Origin of the sequence: Streptomyces sp. NPDC050164, from assembly GCF_044459945.1 — a bacterium.
Taxonomy (GTDB): Bacteria; Actinomycetota; Actinomycetes; order Streptomycetales; family Streptomycetaceae; genus Streptomyces; species Streptomyces coeruleorubidus_A.
Genome location: NZ_JBITJK010000002.1, coordinates 198,797 through 225,137, shown reverse-complemented (window position 1 = coordinate 225,137; position 26,341 = coordinate 198,797). Strand labels below are relative to the sequence as shown.

The 26,341-nt window shown below is 71.7% G+C and carries 23 protein-coding genes, 1 tRNA gene and 2 pseudogenes; 14 read left to right on the top strand and 12 right to left on the bottom strand.

Features of this window, described 5'->3' with window-relative positions; all coding sequences use genetic code 11:
* Positions 1-139: 139 nt before the first annotated feature.
* From ACIBNA_RS03775 to ACIBNA_RS03730, 10 genes and pseudogenes are all read right to left on the bottom strand, one after another.
* Positions 140-510, bottom strand: a pseudogene (locus ACIBNA_RS03775) (PP2C family protein-serine/threonine phosphatase); the annotation flags it as partial.
* 57 nt (positions 511-567) lie between these two features.
* Positions 568-1,272, bottom strand: coding sequence for a DUF5994 family protein (locus ACIBNA_RS03770; RefSeq protein ID WP_399163659.1), 705 nt, complete (start codon positions 1,270-1,272; stop codon positions 568-570).
* A gap of 136 nt (positions 1,273-1,408) precedes the next feature.
* Positions 1,409-1,756, bottom strand: a complete 348-nt coding sequence (locus tag ACIBNA_RS03765) for a hypothetical protein (protein ID WP_399163658.1) — start codon at positions 1,754-1,756, stop codon at positions 1,409-1,411.
* Positions 1,757-2,081: 325 nt separating this feature from the next.
* Complete coding sequence (locus ACIBNA_RS03760; protein WP_399163657.1) at positions 2,082-2,885, bottom strand: DUF5994 family protein; 804 nt, start codon at positions 2,883-2,885, stop codon at positions 2,082-2,084.
* A 156-nt stretch (positions 2,886-3,041) separates the two neighbouring features.
* A complete protein-coding gene (locus ACIBNA_RS03755) occupies positions 3,042-3,200 on the bottom strand; it encodes a hypothetical protein (protein ID WP_399163656.1) in 159 nt (52 codons plus the stop codon).
* 60 nt (positions 3,201-3,260) lie between these two features.
* Positions 3,261-3,518: pseudogene (locus ACIBNA_RS03750) on the bottom strand (Asp23/Gls24 family envelope stress response protein); the annotation flags it as partial.
* A 325-nt stretch (positions 3,519-3,843) separates the two neighbouring features.
* On the bottom strand, positions 3,844-4,116 hold the full coding sequence (locus tag ACIBNA_RS03745; RefSeq protein WP_399163655.1) for a hypothetical protein: 273 nt from the start codon (positions 4,114-4,116) through the stop codon (positions 3,844-3,846).
* An 83-nt stretch (positions 4,117-4,199) separates the two neighbouring features.
* Positions 4,200-4,460, bottom strand: a complete 261-nt coding sequence (locus tag ACIBNA_RS03740; protein WP_399163654.1) for a hypothetical protein — start codon at positions 4,458-4,460, stop codon at positions 4,200-4,202.
* Positions 4,461-4,566: 106 nt separating this feature from the next.
* On the bottom strand, positions 4,567-4,791 hold the full coding sequence (locus ACIBNA_RS03735) for a hypothetical protein (RefSeq protein WP_399163653.1): 225 nt from the start codon (positions 4,789-4,791) through the stop codon (positions 4,567-4,569).
* Between the two features lie 4 nt (positions 4,792-4,795).
* Entirely contained in the window at positions 4,796-5,338 is a 543-nt protein-coding gene (locus ACIBNA_RS03730; protein ID WP_399163652.1) for a DUF5994 family protein, read from the bottom strand.
* Between the two features lie 796 nt (positions 5,339-6,134).
* Between ACIBNA_RS03730 and ACIBNA_RS03725 the strand changes: the two genes are divergently transcribed.
* Together ACIBNA_RS03725 and ACIBNA_RS03720 are read left to right on the top strand one after the other, a co-directional pair.
* Positions 6,135-6,431, top strand: a complete 297-nt coding sequence (locus tag ACIBNA_RS03725) for a hypothetical protein (protein WP_399163651.1) — start codon at positions 6,135-6,137, stop codon at positions 6,429-6,431.
* 504 nt (positions 6,432-6,935) lie between these two features.
* Entirely contained in the window at positions 6,936-7,202 is a 267-nt protein-coding gene (locus ACIBNA_RS03720) for a hypothetical protein (protein ID WP_399163650.1), read from the top strand.
* Between the two features lie 145 nt (positions 7,203-7,347).
* Here the strand turns inward: ACIBNA_RS03720 and ACIBNA_RS03715 are convergent.
* A tRNA-Arg gene (locus ACIBNA_RS03715) sits at positions 7,348-7,420 on the bottom strand.
* A 320-nt stretch (positions 7,421-7,740) separates the two neighbouring features.
* Here ACIBNA_RS03715 and ACIBNA_RS03710 point away from each other — a divergent pair.
* From ACIBNA_RS03710 to ACIBNA_RS03655, 12 genes are all read left to right on the top strand, one after another.
* Positions 7,741-9,348 (top strand): dynamin family protein, encoded by a 1,608-nt coding sequence (locus ACIBNA_RS03710; protein WP_399163649.1) that lies wholly within the window; start codon positions 7,741-7,743, stop codon positions 9,346-9,348.
* Positions 9,349-9,351: 3 nt separating this feature from the next.
* Positions 9,352-11,286 carry a GTP-binding protein gene (locus tag ACIBNA_RS03705; RefSeq protein ID WP_399163648.1) on the top strand — a complete coding sequence of 645 codons (1,935 nt, stop codon included), beginning with the start codon at positions 9,352-9,354 and terminating at the stop codon, positions 11,284-11,286.
* Positions 11,287-11,513: 227 nt separating this feature from the next.
* Positions 11,514-11,990: a single-stranded DNA-binding protein gene (locus ACIBNA_RS03700; RefSeq protein ID WP_399163647.1), complete on the top strand. Its 477-nt coding sequence runs from the start codon at positions 11,514-11,516 to the stop codon at positions 11,988-11,990.
* A 278-nt stretch (positions 11,991-12,268) separates the two neighbouring features.
* The gene (locus ACIBNA_RS03695) at positions 12,269-13,678 is read left to right on the top strand and encodes a Cys-Gln thioester bond-forming surface protein (RefSeq protein ID WP_399163646.1); all 1,410 of its coding nucleotides are present in this window, start codon (positions 12,269-12,271) and stop codon (positions 13,676-13,678) included.
* Between the two features lie 63 nt (positions 13,679-13,741).
* A complete protein-coding gene (locus ACIBNA_RS03690) occupies positions 13,742-14,182 on the top strand; it encodes a GNAT family N-acetyltransferase (protein ID WP_399163645.1) in 441 nt (146 codons plus the stop codon).
* A 163-nt stretch (positions 14,183-14,345) separates the two neighbouring features.
* Complete coding sequence (locus ACIBNA_RS03685; protein ID WP_399163644.1) at positions 14,346-15,791, top strand: hypothetical protein; 1,446 nt, start codon at positions 14,346-14,348, stop codon at positions 15,789-15,791.
* Between the two features lie 29 nt (positions 15,792-15,820).
* Positions 15,821-16,858, top strand: a complete 1,038-nt coding sequence (locus tag ACIBNA_RS03680; RefSeq protein ID WP_399163643.1) for a glutamate ABC transporter substrate-binding protein — start codon at positions 15,821-15,823, stop codon at positions 16,856-16,858.
* 48 nt (positions 16,859-16,906) lie between these two features.
* Complete coding sequence (locus ACIBNA_RS03675) at positions 16,907-18,241, top strand: hypothetical protein (RefSeq protein WP_399163642.1); 1,335 nt, start codon at positions 16,907-16,909, stop codon at positions 18,239-18,241.
* Positions 18,242-18,258: 17 nt separating this feature from the next.
* Positions 18,259-20,802: a tetratricopeptide repeat protein gene (locus ACIBNA_RS03670; protein WP_399163641.1), complete on the top strand. Its 2,544-nt coding sequence runs from the start codon at positions 18,259-18,261 to the stop codon at positions 20,800-20,802.
* Positions 20,803-20,805: 3 nt separating this feature from the next.
* On the top strand, positions 20,806-22,299 hold the full coding sequence (locus ACIBNA_RS03665) for a PP2C family serine/threonine-protein phosphatase (protein WP_399163640.1): 1,494 nt from the start codon (positions 20,806-20,808) through the stop codon (positions 22,297-22,299).
* Between the two features lie 100 nt (positions 22,300-22,399).
* A complete protein-coding gene (locus ACIBNA_RS03660) occupies positions 22,400-23,746 on the top strand; it encodes a VWA domain-containing protein (protein ID WP_399163639.1) in 1,347 nt (448 codons plus the stop codon).
* Positions 23,747-23,778: 32 nt separating this feature from the next.
* Positions 23,779-25,287: an FHA domain-containing protein gene (locus tag ACIBNA_RS03655; RefSeq protein ID WP_399163638.1), complete on the top strand. Its 1,509-nt coding sequence runs from the start codon at positions 23,779-23,781 to the stop codon at positions 25,285-25,287.
* 18 nt (positions 25,288-25,305) lie between these two features.
* On the opposite strand, the gene ACIBNA_RS03650 is transcribed toward ACIBNA_RS03655, so the two are convergent.
* Positions 25,306-26,289, bottom strand: a complete 984-nt coding sequence (locus ACIBNA_RS03650) for a methyltransferase domain-containing protein (RefSeq protein ID WP_399163637.1) — start codon at positions 26,287-26,289, stop codon at positions 25,306-25,308.
* Positions 26,290-26,341: the final 52 nt, after the last annotated feature.

Below are 26,341 nucleotides of genomic sequence, written 5' to 3'. Positions count from 1 at the left end.
ACGTGGTGGCTCGCGCATGTCCGAGGCATCGCAACAGCAGTTGGACGGAAAGCACTCATGACGGCCGTCCGAGTACGGCACCCCGTGCACCGCCGCAGGAGGTGGCTCGCATGACGGAGCCGGTCGTGCGGTTGTCGACTCACTCCAGGAGCACGAGGTGGTCGGCGGCGCCCCCTCGCCATTCGATCAGGAAGAGGGTCGCGTCGTCGGTGGTGCGGCCTCCCCGTTGCTGCTTCAGGGCGTGGGAGAGTGAGCGCACCACCGCTCGTACTCCTCGATCAGGCCGTCGGTGAAGCACAGCACTCGGTCGCCGCGTTGGAGCCTCTGCTGGCTGATCCGGGGCTCTTCACCGCCGAAGCCGACGGGCAAGGTGGTCGGGCCTCCGAGTTGACGGACGACCTTGTGGTCACGGATCAGCAGCGGTGCGGGGTGGCCCGCGTTGACCCACTGCAGGTGGCCCGTGGTGATGTCCAGACGCATCATCTGGGCGGTGACGAAGTGGTCGGGCCCGCTGCGATGAGAACCACGAAGGCAGCGGCTGTCAGGAAGGCGTTCATGGCGGCCACCTCACATACCGGTGATCAGACGACTGGTCCGGCTGGGCGGACCGGTCTGCTCCGGAACGGCCGCGGACACCGCGGAGGCGCCGCCCTCGTACTCCCATGCCTCGTCCGGGTCCAGTGGCCCGTCGGTCGCGGATACGCCGTGCCGGGCCTCGTCCGCGGCGATGAGCGCGCTCGCGGTCAGCGGCGGGCCGTCGTAGTCGGACGCGGCAGCCATCAGCCGGGCCGCCGACGCCGCTCCGGTCTCCGGAGGGATGACCAGCAGGTCCAGGCGGCCGGTGCCGTAAGAGAGCAGCAGTAGCTTGTGCGGGTCGATTTCCCGGGTGAACCAGCCGATCTTGACGATGTGGCCGTCCACGGGAACCTTGCGGGGGACGACCGGCCAGTGCTCCGGGTTGACGGCGATGCGGGTGATGCGGCCCCACAAGGGATCCAACACGTCGGTCAGTGCCGGCAGTTCGCTCAGCAGATCCCGGGAGCGGGGCCACCAGGCACCGTCCAGGAGTCCACGGGAGGTGCCGTCGGTCTTCAGGGCGAGACGCGCGGCCGGGGCTGCGACGGGCTCGAGGTGCGGCAGGGATGGAACCAAGGTCGCCGACATGATGCGGACCCGTCTCCGGGCCGCCTCTGCGGCAGCCCGGGTTTCATCGTTCGCCGAGAACGACCCGGCGTGGAAGCCGGTGTGCGAAATACCCTCGGTATTGTCCACACTACTCCGCGCTCCCCTGCGGCGCGGAGTAAGTGGCCGCCTAGGGTCTGTCGTTTGGATCAGGTCGCAGGGAAGCGACTGTTCTGCTCGGTGCGTGCCAGACCCCGCGTCTGCGGCGTGGTCCAAACGACAGGCCCTAGATGTGGAGCAGTCGCTGGATGATCTCCCGGTACTGCCTCAGCGCGAGCCGGAGTCCGTCGGACTGTGCCTCCGGGTCCTGGTCCTGCCAGCCGGCGCGCAGGAGACGCCGCCGTTCCGCGAGGGCGTTCACGAGCTGGGCGGTGGCTTCGTCATAGGCGCTCTCGGCCTCTTCCAGCGCCTCGAGCGGAGTGTCGGCGAAGGTGTTGAGGGCGTGCCGGAGGGACTGGACGATCTTGTCCTGTTCGTCCGACGGGAGCAGCGGCTCCGGGCCCGGGATGCGGCGCCCGGCCGGACCCGGAGTTTGGCCAGAGGGCTGCTGGGCGCGCGTCTGGTCGTACATCATCGGGGGTCGCTTCCGCTACGCCTGAAGGCGCCCTTGGTCTTCTCCGCGGCCTGTTTCAGGCTTCCGGAGACCCGGTCGGTCCTGCCTCGGCGTTGCAGTCGCCTGTTGCGGGTGACCCGGCCGAGTTCTTCCGTGATCCTGCCCTTCATCGTCTGCGCCTGGTTCCTGAGGGCCCGTGAAGCGGTCATGGCCGGCCTCGCTGTCGTCGGGTAGGTGGGTTCTCGCGGGGTCTGGGCGAGGCGGGAAGGCGGAATGCTTCGCCGTGTGTTCCGGGGTGGCATGGCCCTGCACCGTGCTGCCAGTCAACGTCCGGCCACGGTCCCTGTCAACGCGGTGGCCACGCGATCCGGCCCGCCTCGTCCCGGAGCGTGCGGGAGTACGGCGGAGAAAGCGAGGGCACTTCGTATGCCGGTGTCCGGTCCGGCCCCGCCCTCGCGACTCCCTCACATGGGCAGCCCGTGACCCCGGCCGCGCCATCCGCATCCAGGCCGAGGAGCCACGTATGCCACTCAGTCCCACCACGTCCCCGACGGTCACACCGTCGGACCCCGCCCCGCCGCCCCGTCGCCCCAGGGCTACGACGGGACGTCCCCTTCCCGCCGGACGGCCCGGCGCCGGCCCGCGACGGCGGTGTGCGGCTGTATGTCACGCACGACGAGGAAGTTTCGCCGGCCTGTTCCGCCGCTACGAGGGCGGTCGCGGTCGTCGGCGGGCCGGTGTTCGCGCTCGCGGCGACCATCAGCCGGGCGGCCGAGGGGGCGCCCGTCTCCGGGGGGATCACCAGGAGGTCCCAGCGGCCCGCAGTGTAAGACAGCAGCAGGATCTTGTGCGGATCCTGCTCCGACGCGAACCAACCGACCTCCACCACGTGCCCGTTGACGAAGATCTTGCGCGGGAGTGTCGGCCAGTAGCGCGGGTTGACGGCGATATGGGTGATCCGCCCCCACAGCGGATCCAGCACGTCCGCCAGAGCGGAGAGTTCGTGCGTCAGGTCACGTGACCGCGGCCACCAGGCGCCGTCCAGCTCGACGTGCCCTGGTGACGGACTCACGGGTTTCAGCGCGAGGCGCGCGGTCGGGGTCCTGAAGGGAACGGCCCGTAGCGGGGGAGGAGAGATGGTCGCGGGCATCGCGCGAACCCGTCTCCGGACCTCTGCGCGAGCGCAGCTGCCCGGTGTCGTTGCTCACTGGGAACGACACCGGCATCGAAGCCGGTGTGCGAAATGCTCCCGATGAATTCACGCTACTCCCCGAAGAGGCCGAACGGACCGCTCCTGGACGTCGGCTCACTTCCGTCGGCGGTCGTCCTCCGAGGAGCGGCTGGCCTCACCATCGCCGGTTGCCGTGCTCGCGAGTGTGGAAGAGGTCGCCGGGTTCCCCTCACCGTCGGCGAACCGTCCGGCGAAACCCAGCGCCATCCCGGTGAACAGGCCAAGCGCAGCCATACCCATCGCACGCTCCTTGCTCGCTTCGGCTCCGGCAAGCGATTACTCGAGCCGCCGCTCGTACTCGACGACGATCTCCAGGTCGACCGCGGTCTGTACCTCGCCGACCTCGACCTTCACCCCGCTGGTGACGGACTTCCCGCCGGCACCGGGCATACGTTCACGCATGGCCCCCATGCCACGGGCGAACCCGCCGCCCATCACATGGACGCCCGGCACGTCCCGGGCCGCCAGCCCGGCGATCTTCGCCACCACACCGTCGGCGGTTGTCGTATGGCCCGCGCGACCCCGGATCGCTTCCGTGGGGCACCCCCGCACTCGTCCCGCCGCGCTCGCCCAATGATCCCGCGCGAGGGGGTCTCGGGCTGGTTCGGCAGTCCGGTATCCGTCATCTTCGGTCACCACTTTCCGACGCAACGGGCAGCCTGCGGAGATCGGCCGAGTGGATCACATCTTTTTTGGTGGCATGGGCCGGTGACGCAACGGCCCCGGCGTATACACACCGGGGCCGCCCTTCCGGGTCGTTGCACGTGAGAGTGCGCGGACCCACTCACCAGGGTATGCCCAGGACGTCATTTCAGTCATATGGGAGGAAATGCCCGTCATGTGACCGGCCGGAGCCCTGAGGGCGGCCCGTGCCGTGTCAGTCGCCGTCCTTCTCCTCTGTCTCCATGAGCTGGATCCCCTTGTGCGTCAGCGTGACCATCGCGGGTGTGTTTCCTCGCGCCCAGTCGACCTGGATCAGTCCCTCGGCCGCCAAGTACGTGCAGGCGGCAGCCAGGTCCTCCTCGGGCATGGCGAGGGTCTCGCGCAGCTGCGCCCCGGTGAGGCCGAGGAGGCGATTGCCTTCGATGGCCTCGTACAGGCTCTTCATGATCGCCTCACGGTACTGCTGCCGCTCGTGCAGTGTCGCCATGGTCGCCTGCCTCTCGTGCCGGCACTGACGGAAACCCGGACGTCTGGGGCGGTATCCACCTTCCCCCGCTGAGGGGCATCTCCTCAGATTTCGTCCGTCTGCGTGTGATCGTCCCAGGAGGACTGACTGGTCAACAGCCAGGAGCGCACCGGCTCCGCCATGCGCGTGGTGTCCACGGTGAAGTGGAGGCGTGTTCCGCCGTCAGCGCCTGCGGGGTAGCTGCGCGCTTCGGTGGCGGCGAAACAACGGCGGAGGAGCTCCGCGACATGGCGAGCCGCCTCCGGGTCCGCGGCGACGATACGAACCTCCGCGTGCCCGGCCGACGGCGGTTCCGGTGACTTCATGGTGACCCCTTGCTCATACGGGACGACGCGCATCAGGGGCGACGTGTCATGGGTGTGACGGCCGTCGCCCCCCAGACCCGCCCCGGCTGGAAGCAGGTCCGCGTCATCAGCGGCTCCCCTCTCGAGGCTCACGGCGTGCGGCATCGGCAGGCGGACCCTTCGGCGCGGTCGCACGCGGGCTCTTACGGTTCCGCCGACCGATTCCCGGTAGCGCATCGCTGTAGCGGAACGCCCTGATCCTTTCGTCATGCTGTGCGTTGAGCCGGTGGATCAGGAACATTCCCGCGATGATCACGAAGATGATCACGGCGACGGTGACGGCTGTCTCCACATCCTCACCTCCTCAGGGCGGAACTCAAGATCCCAATCGCGGCTCCGCCGTCGGTCTCCCATTCCTCTTCCCGGCTCCGAGCCTCCGCCGCGCCGTGGCCGATGGCCTCGTCGGCCATCAGGCCGCTGGCGGTGCGGATACCTCCTGGAACGGTTGCTGCTGCCATCAGCCGGGCGGCGACGGCCGGCTCCGTCTCCGGAGGGATCACCAGCAGGTCCAGGCGGCCCACCGTGTAGGAGAGGAGGATCACTTTGTTCGGGTCCTGCTCGTCGGCGAACCAGCCGACATGCACCGTGTGCCCAGTGACGGGGACCTTGCGCGGGATGACGGGCCAGTGAGCCGGGTTCACGGTGACGTGGGTGATCCGGCCCCAGCGCGCGTCCAGCGCGTTCGTCAGAGTGGGGATCTCCCGGAGGAGATCACGGGAGCGCGGCCACCAGGCGCCGTCCAGGAGAGCTGGAACCGAGCCGGCCGGGGCCAGGGACAGCCTGGCCGACGCCGAAGGCAGGCGCTCTTTGATGATCGTAGGTTCGATGGTCGGGGTCATGACGCGGACCTGTCCCCGGCCTCCTCCTGGAGGTCGGCGTTGTTGCTCGCCGGGAGGGACACCGACGTTGCGGCCGGTGTGCGAAGTAGTCCCGTTCGCTTCACTCTACGCCGCTCCGAGGCCCCGGGGCGCGCTCGTGAGCAGGCATTTCACCGAGAGGCAACGGGTCCGGCACCGCCGGCGAGCGCAGCCGGTGCGGCAGCGCACGACTTGCGGTGAGAGGACGGCTGAGAGGACGAGGTCCCGCGTTCGGCGGGGACACCGGATTCCCGCGCGATCCTCGCCGCCGTCACCATCCCCGCCCACGCGCTCGCACTCCGAGCTCCCTGGCCACCGGCACCCCGGCCACAGGGCCAACGGACCAGCGAGGTCAGGCCGGTTGCCCGCAGCCGCCCCTTCCTCCTGCTCGCCGCCGCACTCACCAGGGGTCCATCCGCACCCGCGAAGCCGCTCCGCCGAGCCCGACAAACCGCCTCTGAAAACAACACAAGCCCTCCCAAAAGGGAGGGCGGAGACTTGCGCCCCCGGCAGGACTCGAACCTGCGGCCAAGCGCTTGGAAGGTGTGCGGGCCTGAGCGATGTGCCCACCTGCGTGTTCGCAGGTCGCCCGCGAACGAAAATCGTCAAGGTGCTTGCTGTCACCGCTGGCGGCCGCATGAGGGGAGTCGCTGCCTGCCAGTGTCCAGGGAGCCTGCTTAATGGTCGTCTCGGATAGCCAAGGCGCGTGCCGTCGGCCAGAGCCAGGGCATCGACAGCGGTGACGCCGTAAGCAACTTGCGTGAGGTATTTAGGTACTATGGCGATGGAGGTGTTGACGATGACGACAGCGGCGAAGCCGGTGCGCCAGTCCCCGCTGAAGGTGGACCCGGCCACGGACAAATTGATCAGCCAGGGCGCTCATTTCCTGGGGCTGACGAAGAAGGACCTGGTGGCCGAGGCGGTCCGGGCGTATCTGGAGCAGCGCCGTGAGGATCTGCGGTCCGGGATGGTGGAGGCCCTCAGTGTGCTGGATGGGTCGCTGAAATCGGATCTGATGCTGCTGACCGGACTGACTGCGGAGGAGATCGACGCGGTCGGGGGAATCGAGGAGTGAGCGGCCTCGGCCCGCTGCGCCCGGCACGGCCGACGCTGCGCTGCCTGCGTGAGGATCTGGGCCTCGCGGTTCCGCCGGTCACGGCGCCGCTGGACGAGATCGACCACCCGGTGCTGGCCAAGGCGTCCGAGCAGTTCGCGGACGAGGACGGCAAGCACGAACGCATCCGATCGGTGGACGACCATGTGCTGTTCAAGGTCAAGGTGCAGCGGTGGCGCGGCGCGGTATGGCTGGACGCCGACCTGCCGTGGCTGGTCGCGGCGGGTCGGCGTGAGGACGGCTCGGGCGATGACTTCTATGCAGCCCTGGAGGTCGACGGCCGCGCCGCCCGGGCTCGCTACAACGCGGAACATTCCGACGGCTTGAAGACCGCGACGCACACCGCTCACCTCTTGCCCGCACGCGAGGACCACGTCCGGTACCGTGCCGAGGCCGGTGTCCGCTTCGTGCGTCGCCTGCGGGCAACTCTGCTGGACCTGGCGCACGCCACGCTGCGCGACGGCCGTGAGCACACGCGAGTTCGACACCTTCACCCTTGGCCTCCAGGTGCGTGCGGACGACGGCCACGAGACCTACCTCGCCGTCCGGATCGCCGGCTCCGTACCGCCGAACCTGACCGTGCTGATCCTGCGCAACGTCCCCGGCTGCGAGGCTGAGGGCTGGTATCCGGAGTACGCCCTGCCAGAGCGGGACCTGCTCCCGGCCGAACAGGCGTGGTCCAACCTCATGGACCCGCGCGCGGCCGCCCAGGTGCTGGACGAGGAGCGGTAGCCAGGCATCCGTCAGCTCGAACTGCCTTCCCGGTGTCGGGGTACGTGTCCACGATCATGGACAGTCAAGGCGCTTGCTGTCGAAGCAATGTGCATCCGGACATGAAAGAGCCTCTCACGCGTTTTCGCAGGTGAGAGGCTAGGGGCGCCCCCGGCAGGACTCGAACCTGCGGCCAAGCGCTTAGAAGGCGCCTGCTCTATCCACTGAGCTACGGGGGCCGGTGTGGTGGCCTCTGTCGTGGTGCCCTGGTGTGGGCCGATCCGTGACGTTGCCGGGGACAAGGATAGGGCTCCCGCGTCCTTGTCCCTGTTGCTTCGCCTCCGTGGCTCGATGTGGAGGTTCGGTGAAGCGGTCCTGATAATCGCAGGCAGGTACGAATCGTGCACCGCTTTTGGCGTCAGAGGCATCGGGTGTTGTGCACTCGTTATGCCTGGAGTGTGCCCGTGTCCCAGTAGTCCTTTCCGTCCCTTGTGTTCTGTCGGCGCGCAGACATGCTCATATGCTTCAGAATTCCCCTAAAATTGGGCATTCTTCGCATGTGGTGACCTTGGACGTACGGCCTCAGCTGCTCGACGCACTCTCCGCCCTGCGCGACCGTGTCGCCGCCGCACGCTTCCCGCTGCCCCTGGCGGGGGCCCCACGCGCGCGTGCCAGACGCGACGAACTGCTCGCCCAGCTCGACGACTACTTGGTGCCCCGGCTGAGAGACCCCGAAGCGCCACTTCTGGCCGTCGTGGGGGGCTCCACGGGAGCCGGGAAGTCCACGCTGGTGAACTCCCTCGTGGGACGGCGGGTCAGCGAGGCGGGGGTGCTGCGGCCGACGACACGGACCCCCGTGCTGGCCTGCCATCCGGAGGACCATCACTGGTTCAGCGGCATGCGGGTGCTGCCCGATCTCACCCGCGTGTGGGTACCCCAGCAGGACCCCACGGACGATCTGCTGCTCCCGGGCGAGAATCCCGCGCGCGTGTTGCGCATCGAGACCGTCGAGACGCTGCCGCCCGGCCTCGCCCTCCTCGACGCCCCCGACATCGACTCCCTGGTCTCCGACAACCGCGTCCTGGCCGCCGAGCTCATCTGCGCGGCCGACATCTGGATCATGGTCACCACGGCCGCCCGCTACGCCGACGCCGTGCCCTGGCACATGCTGCGCACCGCCAAGGAATACGACGTCACCCTCGTCACCGTCCTGGACCGGGTGCCCCACCAGGTGGTCGCCGAGGTGTCGCGGCAGTACGGGGCGCTGCTCACCAAGGCCGGACTCGGGCAGGTGCCGCGGTTCACCGTGCCCGAACTGCCCGAGTCGGCCTGGGGCGGCGGGCTCCTGCCGGCCAGCGCCGTGGCTCAGCTGCGCACCTGGCTGGTCCACCAGGTCCAGGACCCGGCGGCCCGGCAGCAGGTCATGGCCCGCACCGCGCACGGCGTCCTCGACTCCCTCAAGTCCCGGATGCCCGAGCTGGCCGGCGCCGCCGCCGCACAGTACGCCGCCGCACTGCGGCTCACCGCCGCCGTCGACGGGGCGTACGACAGCGAGCACACGCGCGTGCGGGGCCGGTTGCAGGCCGGGACGGTGCTCGCCGGGGACGCCCTCAAGCGGTGGCGCGCCTTCCCCCTGGACTGCACCGCCTGCGAACTCCTCGACGCGCTCGTGGAGAGCCTGAGCACGCTGCTGCTGTGCGCCGTCACCGCCGCCGACGAGCGCATCGACGACGCCTGGCGGCGCGAACCCGCGGCGGCCGCACCCGGGCTCGCCGACCGCGAACCCGCCGCCGAGAGCGCCGAGCACCGGATCGGTCTCGCCGTACGGCGGTGGCGGCGGGAGCTCGAGGAGTACGCCGAGGACGAGGTGCGCGAGCTCGACCGGAACCTCGCGCCCGACCCCGAGCTGGTCGCCGCCCTGGTCGCCACCTCCCTGCTGGGCGGCCGCCGGGGACGGACGGCCGGGGAGGGGCTCGCCGAGCGGATCGGCGCCCACGGCGCGCTGCGGCTGCGCGACCGGGCCGGACGGCTGCTCACCGAGCACGTCGACCGGGCCCTGCACGCCGAGCGCGAGCGCCGGCTCGCCCCGCTCGACGCCCTCGACGTCCACCCGGAGCCCCAGGCCGAACTCATCGCCGCCCTGTCCGTACTGCAGAAGGAGAGGTGACCGGTGACCGCCGTCACTGACCAGGACCACACCGAGCGCTCCGACCAGCCGGGCGACGCGGACAAGGCGAGAGCCGCCGAGAACCCATCGGCGGAGACCCTCGAGAGCGCCTCCCAGAGCGCCTCCGACAGCGCCCCCGAGACCGTCTCCGGGGGCGAGAGCGCGGACGACGCCCACGCGCGCGTGCCGGACGGCGACTCCTCCTCCCGTACGGATCCCCGTACGGATCCCTGTACGGACTCCTCGGTCGCCTGGGACGACGGGCTCATCGCACGGCGGGTCGACGAGGCCACCGCAACACACCAGTACGCCGTGCTCGACAGCCGTACCGCCGCCCCGCCGACGGTGTCCCCGCTGGTGTACGACGGGCCGCTGCGTTCCCGGCTGGAGGCGCTGCGCGAACTGGTGGGGCTCTCCCGCACCCGGCTGGACAGCCGGACACTGGCGGAGGCGGGCCGGGTGCTCGACGAGGCGTCCGCGCGGCGCAGGCTCTCCGGACAGCACACCGTCGTCGCCATCGCGGGCGCCACGGGCAGCGGCAAGTCGCAGCTGTTCAACACGCTCGCCGGGGTGGCCATCTCGGAGACGGGAGTACGCCGTCCCACCACCGCGGCGCCCATCGCGTGCAGTTGGAGCGACGGGGCCGCGAGCCTCATCGAACGGCTCGGCATCCCGCCCCGGCTGCGCCGGCGTCCGCTGCCGACCGGGGACGGGGAGTCCCAGCTGCGCGGACTCGTCCTCATCGACCTGCCCGACCACGACTCCGCGGCCGTACAGCACCGCGAGCACGTGGACCGCATCCTGGCGCTCGTCGACGCGGTCATCTGGGTCGTCGACCCGGAGAAGTACGCCGACGCCGTCCTCCACGAGCGCTATCTGCGGCCGATGGCGGCCCACGCGGAGGTCATGTTCGTCGTCCTCAACCAGATCGACCGGCTGCCCGGGGAGGCCGCCGAGCAGGTCCTCGACGATCTGCGGCGGCTGCTCGACGAGGACGGCATCGCCCTCGGCGAGTACGGCGAACCGGGTACGACCGTGCTCGCGCTGTCCGCGCTCACCGGCGACGGCGTCGGTGAGCTGCGCGAGGCACTCGGCCAGTTCGTCGCGGAGCGCACGGCGCCGGCCCGCCGTGTCTCGGCCGACGTGGACATCGCGGCGGCGCGGCTGTGGCCCGTCTACGCCACGCAGCGCCGGACCGGGCTCAGCGAACAGGCCCGGGAGGAGTTCGCGGACCGGCTCGCGGACGCGGTGGGCGCCACGGCGGCGGGCGAGGCCGCCGAACGCGCGTGGCTGCGCAACGCCAACCGCGCCTGCGGTACGCCCTGGCTGCGGTTGTGGCGCTGGTATCAGGACCGCGGCGAGCCCGCCACGGGGCGGCTCCCCTCGCGCACGCAGGCCGATGAGGAGGCCACTGCCCGGCAGCGGGTCGAGCAGGCGGTACGGACGGTGGCCGACCGGGCCTCGGCCGGCCTGCCCGCGCCCTGGGCGCTGGCGGTGCGCGAGGCGGCCGTCCGCGGCTCCCAGGGGCTGCCCGAGGCGCTCGACGAGCTGAGCGTGCGCGCGGGAGTGCCGACGGGGCGGCCACCGCGGCCGGGGTGGTGGCCGGTGGCCGTGCTGTCCCAGGCGTCCATGACGATCCTGCAGTTCCTGGGCGGCCTGTGGCTGCTGGGCCAGATCGTCGGGGTCATGTCGCCGAACCTGGGCGTGCCGGTGCTGCTGATGGTGATCGGCATCATCGGCGGCCCGCTCATCGAGTGGAGCTGCCGGATGGCGGCGCGGGGGCCGGCCCGACGCTACGGCCTCGAGGCGGAACGCCGGTTGCGGGAGGCGGCTGCCGGGTGCGGGAGGGCCCGGGTGCTGGATCCGGTGGCGGCGGAGCTGCTGCGGTATCGGGAGGTTCGGGAGCAGTACGGGAGGGTGGTGAGGGCGGGGAGGTGACGCCGGGGCCGGGACGGTGACTCAGTGGGGCGCGGCGGTTATGTCGGGCCGCAGATGTCACTCGGCGTCACCCGTCCGGGTGGCGGCGTTGTCCACAGGCGGCCGGTGATCCACGGCGCTCAGCGGGCTCGGCCCGGCGGCGGCAGTCTGGCAGACACAGCCGTACGGGACGGGCCCGTACGCATGTCGGCCCGGTGTCGCACGTCCGGGCGAGGGAGGGGTTCGCGATGAACGAGACGATGGTCTGCGCGGTCGGCAGGGTGGCGACGCAGCCGGTGTACCGGGAGATGGCGTCCGGCCCGTCGGCGAGGTTCCGGATGGCCGTGACCGCCCGCTACTGGGACCGCGAGAAGAACATGTGGACGGACGGGCACACCAACTTCTTCACGGTGTGGGCCAACCGCCAGCTCGCCACGAACGCGGCGGCGTCGCTGACGGTGGGCGAGCCCGTGATCGTCCAGGGCAGGCTGAAGGTGCGGACCGACGTGCGCGAGGGACAGAGCTGGACCTCGGCGGACATCGACGCGGTAGCGATCGGTCACGACCTGGCCTGGGGCACCTCGGCGTTTCGCCGCGCAGGCAAGCCGGAGACGGCGTCCGCGCCGACGCAGCCGGAGCCCAACTGGGAGACTCCGCCCGGTGGTTCGCCGGAGCCGACGGACGCGACCTCGCAACAGCCCCCGGAACCAGCGATGTTGACGTGACGTCAATCACCCGTCCGCCTGCCCGAACTGCGGCTTATCGACGAGTGCGCACCGAAAAATCGCGGTGGACTTGTCGATAAGCCCTGCTCACAAGGGGTCTTGGCGATAACGATTCCGAGTCGGATCACTCGTCCGACCGTCTCACCGGCGAGCGGCGTCCGCCGCATACCTAGGATGCCGGGCATGGCTCTCGGGGCTCTTGCGGCCTGCGAGGCTTCTGATTCTGCAGGTGGGACCGTACCCCCCACATCGACGGGTCCTGCTCGAAGGGGAATTTGGTGTTTGCTTCGTTCTCTGCGGTGTTCGTACGCAGGCGAGGGGCTGCCCGCCTCGGCGCCGCGACGCTCGTGTCCGGGCTCGTCGCCGCGGGCGTGCTGGCCGGCGCCGGCCAGGCGACCGCCGAGGAGACCACGCGGAGTCAGGGCGGGGCGACGGCGACGACAGCCGGGCTCAAGACGTACGGCACCGCGGTGATACACGGCGACACCGAGGACCAGCAGGTGTCGGCGGGCCTGTTCGAGATGTCCGTCGAGGGCGGCGGCATGCTCCAGACGTACTGCGTCGACCTGCACAACCCGACGCAGCGGGACGCCGAGTACCACGAGACGCCCTGGAGCGGCACGTCCCTGGGCGCCAACAAGGACGCCGGCCGGATCCGCTGGATCCTTCAGAACTCCTACCCGCAGGTGAACGACCTCGCGGCGCTGGCACGGAAGGCGGGCGTCCGTGGCGCGCTGACCGAGCAGGACGCGGCGGCCGGCACGCAGGTGGCGATCTGGCGGTACTCGGACGACGTGGCCGTCGACGCCCTCGACCCGCAGGCCGAGCAGCTCGCGGACTACCTGGAGAAGAACGCCTCCAGCCGGCCCGAGCCCCGGGCCTCGCTCACCCTCGACCCGCCGGCGGTCTCCGGCCGGCCGGGGGAGCGGCTGGGCCCGGTGACGGTGCACACCAACGCCCGCAGCGTGACGGTGAGCCCGCCCGCGGACGCCGCCACGAGCGGGGTCCGGATCGTCGACAAGCAGGGCAAGGCCGTCACGTCCACGTCCGACGGCGGGCAGGTGTTCTTCGAGGTGCCCGAGGACGCGGCGTCCGGCACGGCAGAACTGACCGTGCAGGCCTCGACGACCGTGCCCGTCGGCCGTGCCTTCGCCTCCGAGAGCCGGAGCCAGACGCAGATCCTGGCCGGTTCCAGTGAGTCGACGGTGTCGGCCACGGCGGGGGCGACGTGGGCGAAGCAGGGCGCGATCCCGGCACTGTCGGCGGCGAAGAACTGCGCCGAGGGCGGTGTGGACATCATCGCCTCCAACAAGGGCGACGAGCCGTTCACCTTCGAACTGGCGGGCTTTGAGCACACCATCGCCGCGGGCGAGTCCCGAACGGTGACGGTCCCGCTCCAGGAGGACCAGGCGTACGACTTCACGATCCACGCCCCGGGCGGCTTCACCCAGCGCTTCACCGGCATGCTGGACTGCCGGATCCAGGGCAGCGAGACCGGCCCGGCCACACAGACCCTCAGCGAACCGAGCCCGGCCTCGGTGGACGGCGCGGCCACGGACACCAACCTCGCCGAAACCGGCGGCTCCGGAGTCACCTCCCTCATCGCCGGCATCGCCATCGCCCTGGTCGTGATCGGCGGAACGACCCTGATCGTGCTGCGCCGCAGGGGGACACCGACGGGGGACTGACGCTGACGCTCGTGCTCCCCTGAAGACCACTGCCCAGACAGGCCCTCGTCCTACGCTCAGCCCATGAAGATCACGGTACGGGCGGCGGCCGAGGCCGACCTGGCAGCACTGCTGGCCCTCTACGGCGAACTGAACCCGGACGATGCGCCGTTGTCCCAAGCGTCGGCAGACGCCGTCTGGGCGGCCATGTCCGGGCAGCAGGGGCGGACCGTCCTGGTCGCCGAGGCCGACGGCGCCGTGGCGGGAACGGCGGACTGCATCGTGATGCCGAATCTCACCCGCGGCGGTCGGGCCGTCCTGTTCGTGGAGAACGTGGTGGTGGCCGGCGGCTTCCAGCGGCGGGGCGTCGGGCGTCGACTGATGGCGGCGGCCGTGCGACTGGGGGAGTCGGCCGGCTGCTACAAGGTGCAGTTGCTGGCAGCGGACGACGAGTACGTCCACAGCTTCTACGAAGCGTGCGGCTTCAAGGCGCTGGCGCAGGGGTTTCGCCGCTACGTGGAGTAGCCGCGCGTTTCCCCGGCGGGAACCGAACCGATCCCCCCGACGTGTTTCCGGGCAAGGGGTGGTGCCTCGCGCTGCGATCAGATCAAGATCGAGGCAAGGCCGGTGCGGATGTCAGTGCCGGAAGGGATACTTGCGGCGACGGATGACCATGGGGGAGGTCACAGTGACACACCTGCCGACGAGCAGCACACCACCAACGGGCCCGGGCCTGCCCACCCTCCCGGCCGTACCGGCCCAACCGGCGCCACCGACGCAGCCGGGCCAAGCGCCTCACGGCCGTGCGGAAACTCACCCCCGCCGTACCGCCTTCGCCGAGGGACTGGACCAACTCCGAGCCGCCGCCACCACAGAGCCCGGCCGCCTCCGTATCATCGGCGCCTTCCTCGCGCTCCTCGTCGTCGCCTTCGGCGCCGTCACCGCCTGGCAGATGACCGACCGCGCGGCCGCCGCCGACGACGTGCTCACCAGCAGTCAGCCGCTCAGTTCGGACGCGGCCGACATCTACCGCTCCCTCGCGGACGCCAACACGGCCGCCTCCAGCGGTTTTCTCGCCGGCGGCCAGGAGACGGCCGCCTCCCGCGACCGCTACGAGAAGGACATCCGCACGGCCGCGGAGAAACTCGTCAACGCCGCCGCCAACTCGGACCCGGACTCCCCGTCCGCGGCGACCATCGCCAAGCTCAACAGACTCCTCCCGGAGTACAAGGGCCTGATCGAGCGCGCCCGCACCTACAACCGCCAGGGCTTCCCGGTCGGCGGCGCCTACCTCCGCTACGCCAACGAGAAGATGCAGCAGCAGATGCTCCCGGCGGCGGAGGACCTGTACAAGAAGGAGAACCAGCGCCTGCGCGCCGACTACGCGGACGCCACGCCCTACCCCTGGGCCGCCATCGCCCTGGGCATCGCCGCCCTGGCCGCCCTCGCCTGGGCCCAGCACCGCAACTACCAGCGCACCAACCGCGTCCTGAACCACGGCCTGGTCGCCGCCACGGCCACCGCGACGGTGGTCCTCCTCTGGCTGGTCGTCGGCCACAGCGTCGCCCGCGCGGGCCTGAACGACTCCTACGACCACGGCGTCCGCTCCCTGAACGTGCTGCACGACGCCCGTATCGCCTCCCTCAAGGCAAGGGGCAACGAGAACCTGACCCTGGTGGCCCGCGGCGCCGAGACGAAAAAGGTCGGCAAAAAGACCTACGACGCCTACGACTACGACTTCCGCACGGACATGAGCGCCCTGGGCAAGCATCTGGCGGCCGCCGGGAAGCTCGCCGACGACGCATCGGGCGAAAGCCCCGTCACCGCCGCCGTCGGCAACATGACGGAGTGGAAGGAGCGCCACACGGCGGCCCGTGACCAGGACGAGAAGGGCAACTACCAGCAGGCGCTGGACATGGTCATCGGCACCGAGAACACGACCGGCGAGTGCTTCGACAACGTCGACGACAATCTGCGCACGGCACTCGCCCACGAGGAAACCGAGTTCAAGCGCGCGGCCGATGACGGCCGGGACGCCCTGACGGGCCTGTCGGCAGGCGCGGCCGTCCTCGCGGTGCTCGGCGCCGCGGGCGCGGTGCTGGGCATCGGCCGCAGGCTGTCGGAGTACCGATGAACGGGACACGGGTGAAAGGGGGCGCGACCATGCGAGCACGACGTCTGCGGGCCAGTCTGAAGGGCTGGGGCGGGGTGGCCGCGATGGCGGTCGTCTGCGCCCTGGTGGCCGTCTTCGCACTGTGCGTCCCGCTGTCCGGACCGCGGACCGTGGACGGCCAGGCCGTCGCCCAGTCGGCCCGGGTCAAGGCCGAGAAGGCCGAAGAGGGCTGCGAGGCCCCGGAGAAGCAGACGCTGTCGCCCTCCTCCGCCGACGGCGACACCATCCAGGCGATCAAGAACCGCAAGGGCGAGAAGCGCAAGCTGATCGTCGGAGTCGACCAGAACAGCTACCGCTGGGGCTACCGCAACCCCAACAGCGGCAAGACCGCGGAGCTCGAGGGCTTCGACATCGACCTGGTCCACCGCATCGCCGAGGACATACTCGGTGACCCGAAGGCGGTCCAGTTCAAGGCGATCCCCACCGACCAGCGCATCCCGGCGATCAAGGACGGCCGCGTGGACATGGTCGTCCGCACGATGACGATCAACTGCGAGCGCATCGCGGACGTCGCCTTCTCCGCGCCCTACTTCAAGACGGGACAGCAGGTCCTGGCGCCGAAGTCCTCGCCCATCACGGGTTACGACGACACGCTCGCCGACAAGAGAATCTGCACGGCGGCGGGCTCCACGGCGTACTCCACGCTGGAGGCGGACAAGGAGGACGGCAAACTCCCCGCCACCACCGACATCTCCAAGACGGTGCCGAACCAACTCGACTGCCTGGTCAGGCTCCAGCTAGGTGAAGCCGACGCGGTGGTCACCGACGGCGCGCTCGCCGCGAGCCAGGCGGCACAGGATCCGACGGTCCAACTCAAGGGCGACGCCTTCACTGCCGAGTACTACGGCGTGGCGATGAAGAAGGACGCCGACGATCTGGTACGCCGGGTCAACCAGATCCTGGTGGACTACCGCAAGGACACCGCGAACGGCTGGCAGCCGTCGTACGACAAATGGCTGTCGGCGACACTGGGCAAGGATTCGGAGAAGTCGGAACCACCGGCACCGCAGTACCTCCGCACGACCTGACAACTGCACCGCCCCCCCGACCGGCACAACCGCAGCGAGAGGTGATCGATGGGCGTCACGGGATCCACCGGGCCGGTGATGGACCGGGACGAGGTGGACCGTGCGCTGGCGCGGCTCGGCGCGGAGCACGAGGCGATCGAGACCTCGCTCCTCGCCCTCCAGGACCACGCGGGCCGCAGACTCCTGGAGGGCGCCGAGCTCACCGGCGTCACCCAGGAGCGCTGGACGTCCACGGAGGCGTCGATCACGCTGCTGTGGACGTACTTCGACGCGTACACGGCCGCCTTGCGCACCGCCCGGGAGATCCGCGCCCGCCGCCGCTGGTCCAGCCGCGAGGACCTGGTGGAGCTGACCGAGTTGCTGAACGGCGAGTCGGTCACGGTCGCGGGCAGCGCCACCGCGACGGCCAACGCCCCCACGCTGTACGGCACAGGGAACAAGCTCAGCGAACGCTACTCGCTCGCCACCCTCGTCGACCGGATGAACGAGCTGTACGCGACGAGCCTGGACCTGGTCGTCGCGGCCGACGCGGTCTGGTCGGCGCTGCCGGCCCGGATCGATCTGCTGGCGGCCGAGCTCCAGCGCACCCGCCGGCTCGCGCACTCGGTCGGCGTGCGCCCCGGCGAGCACCCGGCGGGCGACGACCTGGAGCGCATCACCCGCACGCTCACGAAGCTGCGCGAGCAGGTGGTGTCGGACCCGCTGGCGTTCTGGCAGCCCGCGGAGGGCAGTTCGGCTCCGGGCGGCGGCAGGCCGGACACGACGGTGTACGACCGGGAGGCGCGCGCCCTGGAGGACGTACGCCGGGAGATCGACGCGGTTCTGACGGTGCGACAGGACGCCGAGAAGCGGATCGTCAAGCTGCGGGACGTCCTCAGCCGCGCGGACCGTACGCTCGCCGAGGCGCGCACCGCTCGCGGCGAGGTCCTGGCGAAGATCGCGGCGACGGAGGTGCCGGTCGTCAGCGGACCGCCGACCGCGTTGCAGGAGCAGCTGGCGGCGGCCGCGGAGTACCGCAGACAGGCCCGGTGGCACCGCCTGTCCCCGCTCCTGGAGTCGCTGGAGCAGAAGGCGGAGGACGAACTGCTGCGCGCCCGCGAGTCGTTGACCGCGGTCACCGCGCCCCTGGCGGTCCGCGCCGAGCTGCGCGGCCGTCTCGACGCGTACAAGGCGAAGGTCGCCCGGCACGGCTTCGCCGAGGACACGCTGCTGGTGGAGCGGTACGAGAAGGCCCGCCGCATGCTCTGGAGCGCCCCCTGCGACCTGCGCGCCGCCGAACAGGCCGTGCTGCGCTACCAGCAGGCCGCCGCGGAACTGCTCGGCGGCCCGCGGGTGCCGGACCAGGGTGTGCCCGAGGACGACCGGAGGGGGCCGGACGCATGAGCGACAAGGGGGAGTCCATGAGTGAGGCACGCACATGTCAACGCCCCACCTGCACCGGCACGTACGAAGACGTGGGCGGCGGCGAACTGTACTGCGACACCTGCGGCCTCGCCCCGGTCGTCGCCCCGAACGGCATGGTCGGGTCACCCCCCACCGGCATCACCGCCGGCGGCAAGGGCGGCTCCCGCGGTTCGGGGGGCAGCGGCAGCTCCCGCCCCAGCAGCCGCAGTTCCCGTACGTCGTCCCAGTCGTCGAAGTCCCGCCGCTCGGTGTCGGGTCGCCTCTCGCGCTCCCTGTCGGGCAAGGCGACGGGCCGTTCGGTGTCGGTGCGCAGCTCCGGCTCCGCCGCCGGGTCCTCGTCCCGGGGCCGGCTGGGCGCCGGGCTGGTCCAGGTCCCGCCGATCCCGCGGCCCGACCCGCGCGAAATGGTCCTGGACAACCCCGAGGTGCCCGAGCGGAAGCGGTTCTGCTCGCGCTCGGACTGCGGCGCCCAGGTGGGCCGGGCGCGCGGCGACCGTCCGGGGCGTACGGAAGGGTTCTGCACCAAGTGCGGCCATCCGTACTCGTTCGTGCCGAAGCTGAAGGCCGGGGACGTCGTGCACGGCCAGTACGAGGTGGTGGGCTGCCTCGCGCACGGCGGTCTGGGCTGGATCTACCTGGCCGTCGACCGGGCGGTCTCCGACCGCTGGGTGGTCCTCAAGGGCCTGCTGGACACCGGCGACCAGGACGCGATGGCCGCGGCGATCTCCGAGCGGCGCTTCCTGGCGGAGATCGAGCACGCCAACATCGTGCGGATCTACAACTTCGTCGAGCACCTGGACCAGCGCACGGGCTCCCTCGACGGCTACATCGTCATGGAGTACGTCGGCGGCAAGTCGCTGAAGGAGATCGCCAACGCCCGCCGCACACCGCAGGGCAGGCGCGACCCGCTGCCGGTGGAGCAGGCCTGCGCCTACGGCCTGGAGGCCCTGGAGGCGCTCGGCCATCTGCACAGCCGCAACCTGCTGTACTGCGACTTCAAGGTCGACAACGCCATCCAGACCGAGGACCAGCTCAAGCTGATCGACATGGGCGCGGTGCGCAGGATGGACGACGAGGAGTCGGCCATCTACGGCACGGTCGGGTACCAGGCGCCGGAGGTCGCCGAGGCCGGCCCGTCGGTGGCGAGCGACCTCTACACCGTCGCCCGCACCCTCGCCGTCCTGACCTTCGACTTCCAGGGCTACACGAACGTCTACGCGGACTTGCTGCCCGACCCGGACAACATCGAGGTCTTCCGGCAGTACGAGTCGTTCTACCGCCTCCTGGTCCGCGCCACGGACCCCGACCCGGGCCGCCGGTTCGCCTCCGCGCAGGAGATGGCCGAGCAGCTGACCGGTGTCCTGCGGGAGGTCGTCTCCCTGCAGACGGGCCGTGCCCGGCCCGCCCTGTCCACGCTGTTCGGGCCCGAGCTGCGGGTCACGGACACGGAGTTGTTCCCGAGGCTGGACGGTGAGGTGTCGCGGCTCGGGGCGAGGGTGGTGCGGAAACGGGGCCGTTCCGCGACCGCTGCGGCGCTGCCCGCTGTCCCCTCCCAACCCCACGGTGGCGCGCAGAGCGTCCCCAACCCCCACAGCCTCGTCAAACCCGTTGACACTCCCGCCGCCGCCCTCGCCCTCCCCGTCCCCCGCGTCGACCCGTCCGACCCCAACGCCGGCTTCCTGGCGGGCCTGATGACCTCCGCCTCGGCCGAGCTGCTCGGCGCCCTCGCGGCGGCTCCGGCCCCGTCGATCGAGACGCGACTGCGGCAGATCCGGGCCTGGCTGGAGACCGGCGATCCGGCCGCCGCGCTGGAGGCGCTGGTCACACTGGAGGGGGAGCGGCCCGACGACTGGCGGGTGGTCTGGTACCGGGGCGTGGCCTCGCTGGTGACGGGCGACGACGAGGGCGCCGCGCTCGCCTTCGACGCGATCTACGACGCCTTCCCGGGCGAGATCGCGCCGAAGCTGGCGCTGGGCCTGTGCGCGGAGGTGCTGGGCCAGCTCGACAACGCCGCCGAGTACTACCGGCTGGTGTGGGCGACCGACCCGAGCTATGTGAGCGCCGCGTTCGGGCTGGCCCGCGTGCAGTTGGCGACCGGGGACCGGCGCAGCGCCGTACGGACGCTGGAGTCGGTCCCGGAGTCCTCCATCCACTACACGGCCGCGCGCGTGGCCGCCGTCCGGGCGCGGTTGCGGCAACGCACGGCGACCGCCTCGGACGTACCGTTCCTGGAGGACCTCACGGCCGCCGCGGCGCAGGTCGAGGCCCTGGAGGCGTACGGTCTGGACCCGGCGCGGCGCGAGCGGTTGTCGGCCGAAGTCCTCGGCTGCGCGCTGGACTGGGTACTCTCCGGGGGCCAGGGTTCCGCCCCTCCCGCCGCCGGGGGACGGACGCTGCTCGGCAGCGGCCTGGACGAGCGGGGCCTGCGTTTCGGCCTGGAACGCTCGTACCGCACGCTGGCCCGGCTGGCGCGTGGCGGCGAGGAGAGGATCGACCTGGTGGAACGTGCCAATCGTTACCGCCCCCGGACGTGGGTGTAGTTGATGTCGCAGATGCCCCAGTTGTCCGCCTGCCCGAGTTGCGAGGAACCCCTCGAATCGGGTGACCGTTTCTGCGGCGCGTGCGGATACGACCTGTCCGCCGTGCCGGCACGGCCTCAGGACAACCCGACCATCACCATGAACGGCTCGGTGCCCGTGCAGGGCGTTCCGGCCACCGGTGCGTATCCCGTGCCGCCGCCGTCGGTGCCACCCGCCGGTGCGGGCTGGCCCGCCCCCGGCCTGGACGGCGCGGGCGGATCGCAAGCGGCGCATCTGCCGACGGACCAGGGCACGGACTCGGGCGGCTCCGCGCTGCCCCCGGACACACCACCGCCCCCCGGCGCCCCGCCGGCCCCGGCAGCGGGCGTCCGCTTCGACCGTCCGCCCCAGGCCGCGGACCACCCCGTGCCGCCCGGCGGCGCCGAGGGGCACCCCGTGCCGCCCGGCGGCTACGCACCACAACCCGACGGATATCCGGCACAGTCCGAGACCTACCAGGCACAGCAGCCCGACGAGTACCTCCTCCAGGCACCGGACCCACGGGTGTCCGCCGACCCGGCGGCCCAGGCCGCGGGCGCCGGCGGCAAGGTCTGCGTGGCCTGCCGGGCCGGCCGCGTGGACGACGACGGCTACTGCGAGAACTGCGGCCACGCCCAGCCGCGCGAACGGGACCACATGGAGCAGGAGTCCGGCCCGGTGGCCGCGGTCAGCGACCGCGGCCTGCGCCACCACCGCAACGAGGACGCGTTCGCCATCGGCAGCACCGCGCTGCAGGACGGCTCACCCGCCTCCGTGGCCATCGTCTGTGACGGCGTCTCCTCGGCGACCCGCCCCGACGACGCCTCGATGGCGGCGTCGAAGGCGGCGAGCGAGGCACTGCTGGCCGCCCTGCCGCGCGGCACGCACCCGCAGCAGGCGATGCACGACGCGATCATCGCCGCCTCGCGCGCGGTCAACTCGCTCGCCGCGGAACCCGCCACGGCCCGCGAGCACGCCCCCCACCAGAACGCCCCCGCGTGCACCATCGTCGGCGCCGTGGTCACCTCGGGCCTGCTGATCGTCGGCTGGGTCGGCGACAGCCGCGCCTACTGGGTCCCGGTCGACCGGAGCGCACCCCCCGCCCGGCTCACCGAGGACGACTCATGGGCCGCGCAGATGGTCGCCGCGGGCCTGATGAGCGAGGCCGAGGCCTACGCCGACGAGCGCGCCCACGCGATCACCGGCTGGCTCGGCGCGGACGCCTACGAACTGGAACCGCACACCGCCGCGTTCAAGCCCGACCGGCCGGGCGTGGTCGTGGTCTGCACGGACGGCCTGTGGAACTACGCGGAGGCCGCCGAGGAGATGGCCCGGGTCGTCCCGCTCGACGCCGCCACGCACCCGCTGCACAGCGCCCGGGTGCTCGTCGGCCACGCCCTGGACGGCGGGGGCCACGACAACGTAACAGTGGCCCTCGTGCCGTTCCCGGCCGTCTCCCAGGGGGCAGGATCGGCCTGAGGCCGCGTTACGGGGATGCCTCAGCGGACCGGAGGGGACCGGTCCGCCTACCGTCATCACCCCGCTCCGGTGGGGGCTTTCGAGGGGGATCGAAGCAGGCATGGCCAATTTCTCGAAGTCGAACGCGCCCCAGTTCTCGGTGGACGTCTACCAGAACGAGTACCTGCCGGAGGGCGCCGGCGAGGTCAACGCCATCGTCACGGTGACGGCGACCGGCGGCGGCACGATCGGCAGCGCGGTATCGGCGCCCCACCTCTTCTCGCCCGGCCAGGGCCCGTCCGCGGCCGTTGCCATCATGGTCGACTGCTCCGGGTCGATGGACTACCCGGCGACCAAGATGCGCAACGCCCGCGACGCCACGGCCGCCGCGATCGACACCCTGCGCGACGGCGTGCACTTCGCCGTGATCGGCGGGACGCACGTGGCCAAGGAGGTCTACCCGGGCGGCGGGAGCCTCGCGGTCGCCGACGCCACCACCCGCGAGCAGGCCAAACAGGCACTGCGCTCGCTCAGCGCGGGCGGCGGCACGGCCATCGGCACCTGGCTGAAACTGGCCGACCGCCTGCTTTCCTCTGCCGACGTCGCCATCCGGCACGGCATCCTGCTCACCGACGGCCGCAACGAACACGAGTCGCCCCAGGACCTGAAGGCCGCGCTCGACGCGTGCGCGGGGCGCTTCACCTGTGACGCGCGCGGCGTGGGCACCGACTGGGAAGTGAAAGAAGTCACAGGGATCGCCTCCGCCCTGCTCGGCACCGCCGACATCGTCGCCGACCCGGCCGGGCTCGCCGCCGACTTCAAGCAGATGATGGAGACGGCGATGGGCAAGGAGGTCGCGGACGTCTCCCTGCGGCTGTGGACCCCGGTCGACACCACTGTGAAGTTCGTCAAGCAGGTCGCGCCCACGGTCGAGGAGCTGACCGGCCGGCGCACCGAGGCGGGCCCGCGCGCCGGCGACTACCCCCTTGGTTCCTGGGGAGACGAGTCCCGTGACTACCACGTCTGCGTCGAGGTCCCGGCCGCGAACATCGGGCAGGAGATGCTGGCGGCCCGGATCTCACTGGTCATTCCGCAGCCCGACGGCACCGTCCAGAACCTCGGCGCGCAGGGCCTGGTCCGTGCCGTGTGGACGGACGACATGGTCGCCTCGACGTCGATCAACCCCCAAGTCGCCCACTACACCGGGCAGGCCGAACTGGCGCAAGTCATCCAGCAAGGGCTCGATCTGCGCAAATCGGGAGACATGGACGGAGCAACGGCCAAACTGGGCCGGGCCGTTCAGCTCGCGAGTGCCTCCGGGAACGCCGATACTGCGAAACTGCTTGCGAAGGTGGTGGACGTGGTCGACGCCGCGACCGGTACTGTGCGACTGAAGGCGAAGGTCGAAGAGGCCGACGAGATGACGCTCGAGACCCGGTCCACCAAGACTGTTCGCGTGAAGAAGTGACCTAGAAGGAATCGAAGGAGGGACGCGCCGACATGCCGACCTGCCCGAACGGACACCAGTCGGGTTCCGACGACTGGTGCGAGGTCTGCGGTCACCGCATGGCGGGTGCCGTGCCTCCGCCTCCTCCCCCGCCGCCCCCGCCCGGCGGCGGCTACGGCTTCCCGCCCCCCGGCGGCCCGGGTGGGCCTCCCGGCGGCCCCGGTGGCCAGCCCGGCGGGCGCCCTCCGCACCTGTCCGCCGTACCGAACGCCGAGCCGGAGCTCTGCCCGCAGTGCCGTACGCCGCGTGAGGGCGGCGCACCGTTCTGCGAGGAGTGCCGGTGGAACTTCCTGACGAACACGGCGACTTCGTACACCCCCGCCGCCCCGCCCCCGCCCCCGCCGGCGCCCGGCCCGGGCGTGCGCTTCCAGCCGCCGGGCCAGCCCGGTCCGGGCGGCCCGTCGGGTCCGTCGTACGGCGGCGGTGACTCGTACGAGTACCAGGGCTCCCGCCCGTCGCAGATCAACCGTCCGGCCGAGCCGATCCCGCCCTTCGGCAGCGACCCCTCGGGCCGTCCCGGCCCCGGTGGGCCCGGCGGTGCTCCCGGCCCTGGCGGCCGTCCCGGCCCCGGTGGTCCAGGCGGCCCCGGTGGTCCTCCCGGTCCGCCCGGATTCGGTGCCGACCCCTCGCGGCCGGTCCCGCCGCCGCCCGGCCCCGGTGGCCCCGGTGGCCCCGGTGGCCCCGGTGGTCCTGGTGGCCCCGGCGGAGCTCCGCAGGGCTACCAGCAGTCCGGCCCGCCGGCTCCGCCCGGGTTCCCGCAGGAGACCCAGCGTCCGCAGCAGGGCGGTCAGCCCTTCGGCGGCGGCGGTGACGACTGGGTGATCTCCCCGCCGTCGTCCACCGGCCCCGGCGCGCCCGGTGGCCCTGGTGGTCCCGGCGGCTATGGCTATCCGCAGCCCGGCGCGACCCAGGCCCCGCCCGGCCCCGGTGGCGGTCAGGGCGGCGGCTACGGTTACCCGCAGCCCGGCGCCACGCAGGCCCCGCCCGGCCCCGGTGGCGGTCAGGGCGGCGGCTACGGTTACCCGCAGCCCGGCGCCACGCAGGCCCCGCCCGGCCCCGGCGGCTTCCCGCAGCAGCCCCAGCAGCCCCAGGGGCCGGCGACCTGGACCGCGACCATCGGCCCGGACCGCGAGTACTTCATGGCGATGATGCAGCGCTCCGGCCCCGAGGCCGCGGGCCTGAACCTGCCCGCGTACTCGCCCGAGCAGCAGCGCACGCTCACCGGCAACCAGATCACGATCGGCCGCCGCCGGCACTCCACCGGCGACACCCCCGACATCGATCTCTCGGTGCCGCCTGAGGACCCGGGCGTCTCGCACCAGCACGCGGTGCTGGTACAGCAGCCCGACGGCAGCTGGGCGGTCGTCGACCAGAACTCGACGAACGGCACGACGGTCAACGGCTCGGAGGAGCCGATCCAGCCGTTCGTCCCCGTACCGCTCCAGGACGGCGACCGGGTGCACGTGGGCGCCTGGACGACGATCACGATCCGCCGCGGCTGAGCCCGGTCGGCAGCCTCGTCAGGACGGGAGGGGCCAGGCGTACGGCCCCTCCGGGTCGTCCAGCCAGGCCCACTCCCGGTCCCCGCTGACCGTGATGCCGTAGCGCTCGCGCTGCGGCATGCCCTCCTGCTCCCACAGCGCGTGCGCCTCCTGCGGGTCGAGGCTGCCGCGGGTCAGGGCCAGCAGGAAACGGAACAGGTCGTCCTCCCTGGCCCGGCGCGGTACGCCGCCCAGCTGGAGCGGCTCGCCCCCGGGCCGGCTCCCGCCGCGCAGCGGCACGAAGTAGGCGGGCGTGTGCAGGAAACGGCCCTCGGCATGGTCGGCGTCGCGCACCGTGAGCACGACCAGGCCGGTGGCGAGCGGCATCAGGATCCGGCCACCGGGGCGGCTCTGGGCGAGCCAGGCGCGCGGCACGGTGCTCAGCGCGCAGGTGGCGATGATCCGGTCGAACGGCGCGCGCTCGGGCACGCCCCGGGCGCCGTCGCCGGTGACGACGACCGGGTGGTACCCGGCCGCGGCCAGGTGCCGGCGGGCCGACTCGGTGATCTCCGGGTCGAGGTCCACGGTGGTCACCTTGTCGTCGCCCAGCCGGTGGGCGAGCAGCGCGGCGTTGTAGCCGGTGCCGGCGCCGATCTCCAGGACCGTGTTCCCGTCCTCCACGCGCAGCGCGGCCAGCATGTCCGCCATCAGGGACGGCTGGCTGCTGGAGGAGAGCAGTTCGCCGTCGCGCAGCCGGGTCGCCAGCGGGGTGTCCTCGTAGGCGCCCCGCAGCCACCGCTCGCGCGCCTCGGGGGCGGGGCTCTCGCCCCACCGGCGTTCGTAGCCGCCGGCGACACCGACGTAGTAGTACGGCACGAAGAGGTGGCGCGGGACCGCCGCGAACGCCTCCCGCCACACCGGGTCGGCGGCCCAGGCCCCGCTCGCGTCGATCCGGCGCACCAGTGCCGCCCGCTCGGAGGCGGCGAGACCGTCCGTTTCCCTGTCGGGAGCATGCCCGCCCATACCCCCACAGTAAGGGCACCGGGGCCGGTCCTAGGCCTTGAGTCCTATGTCT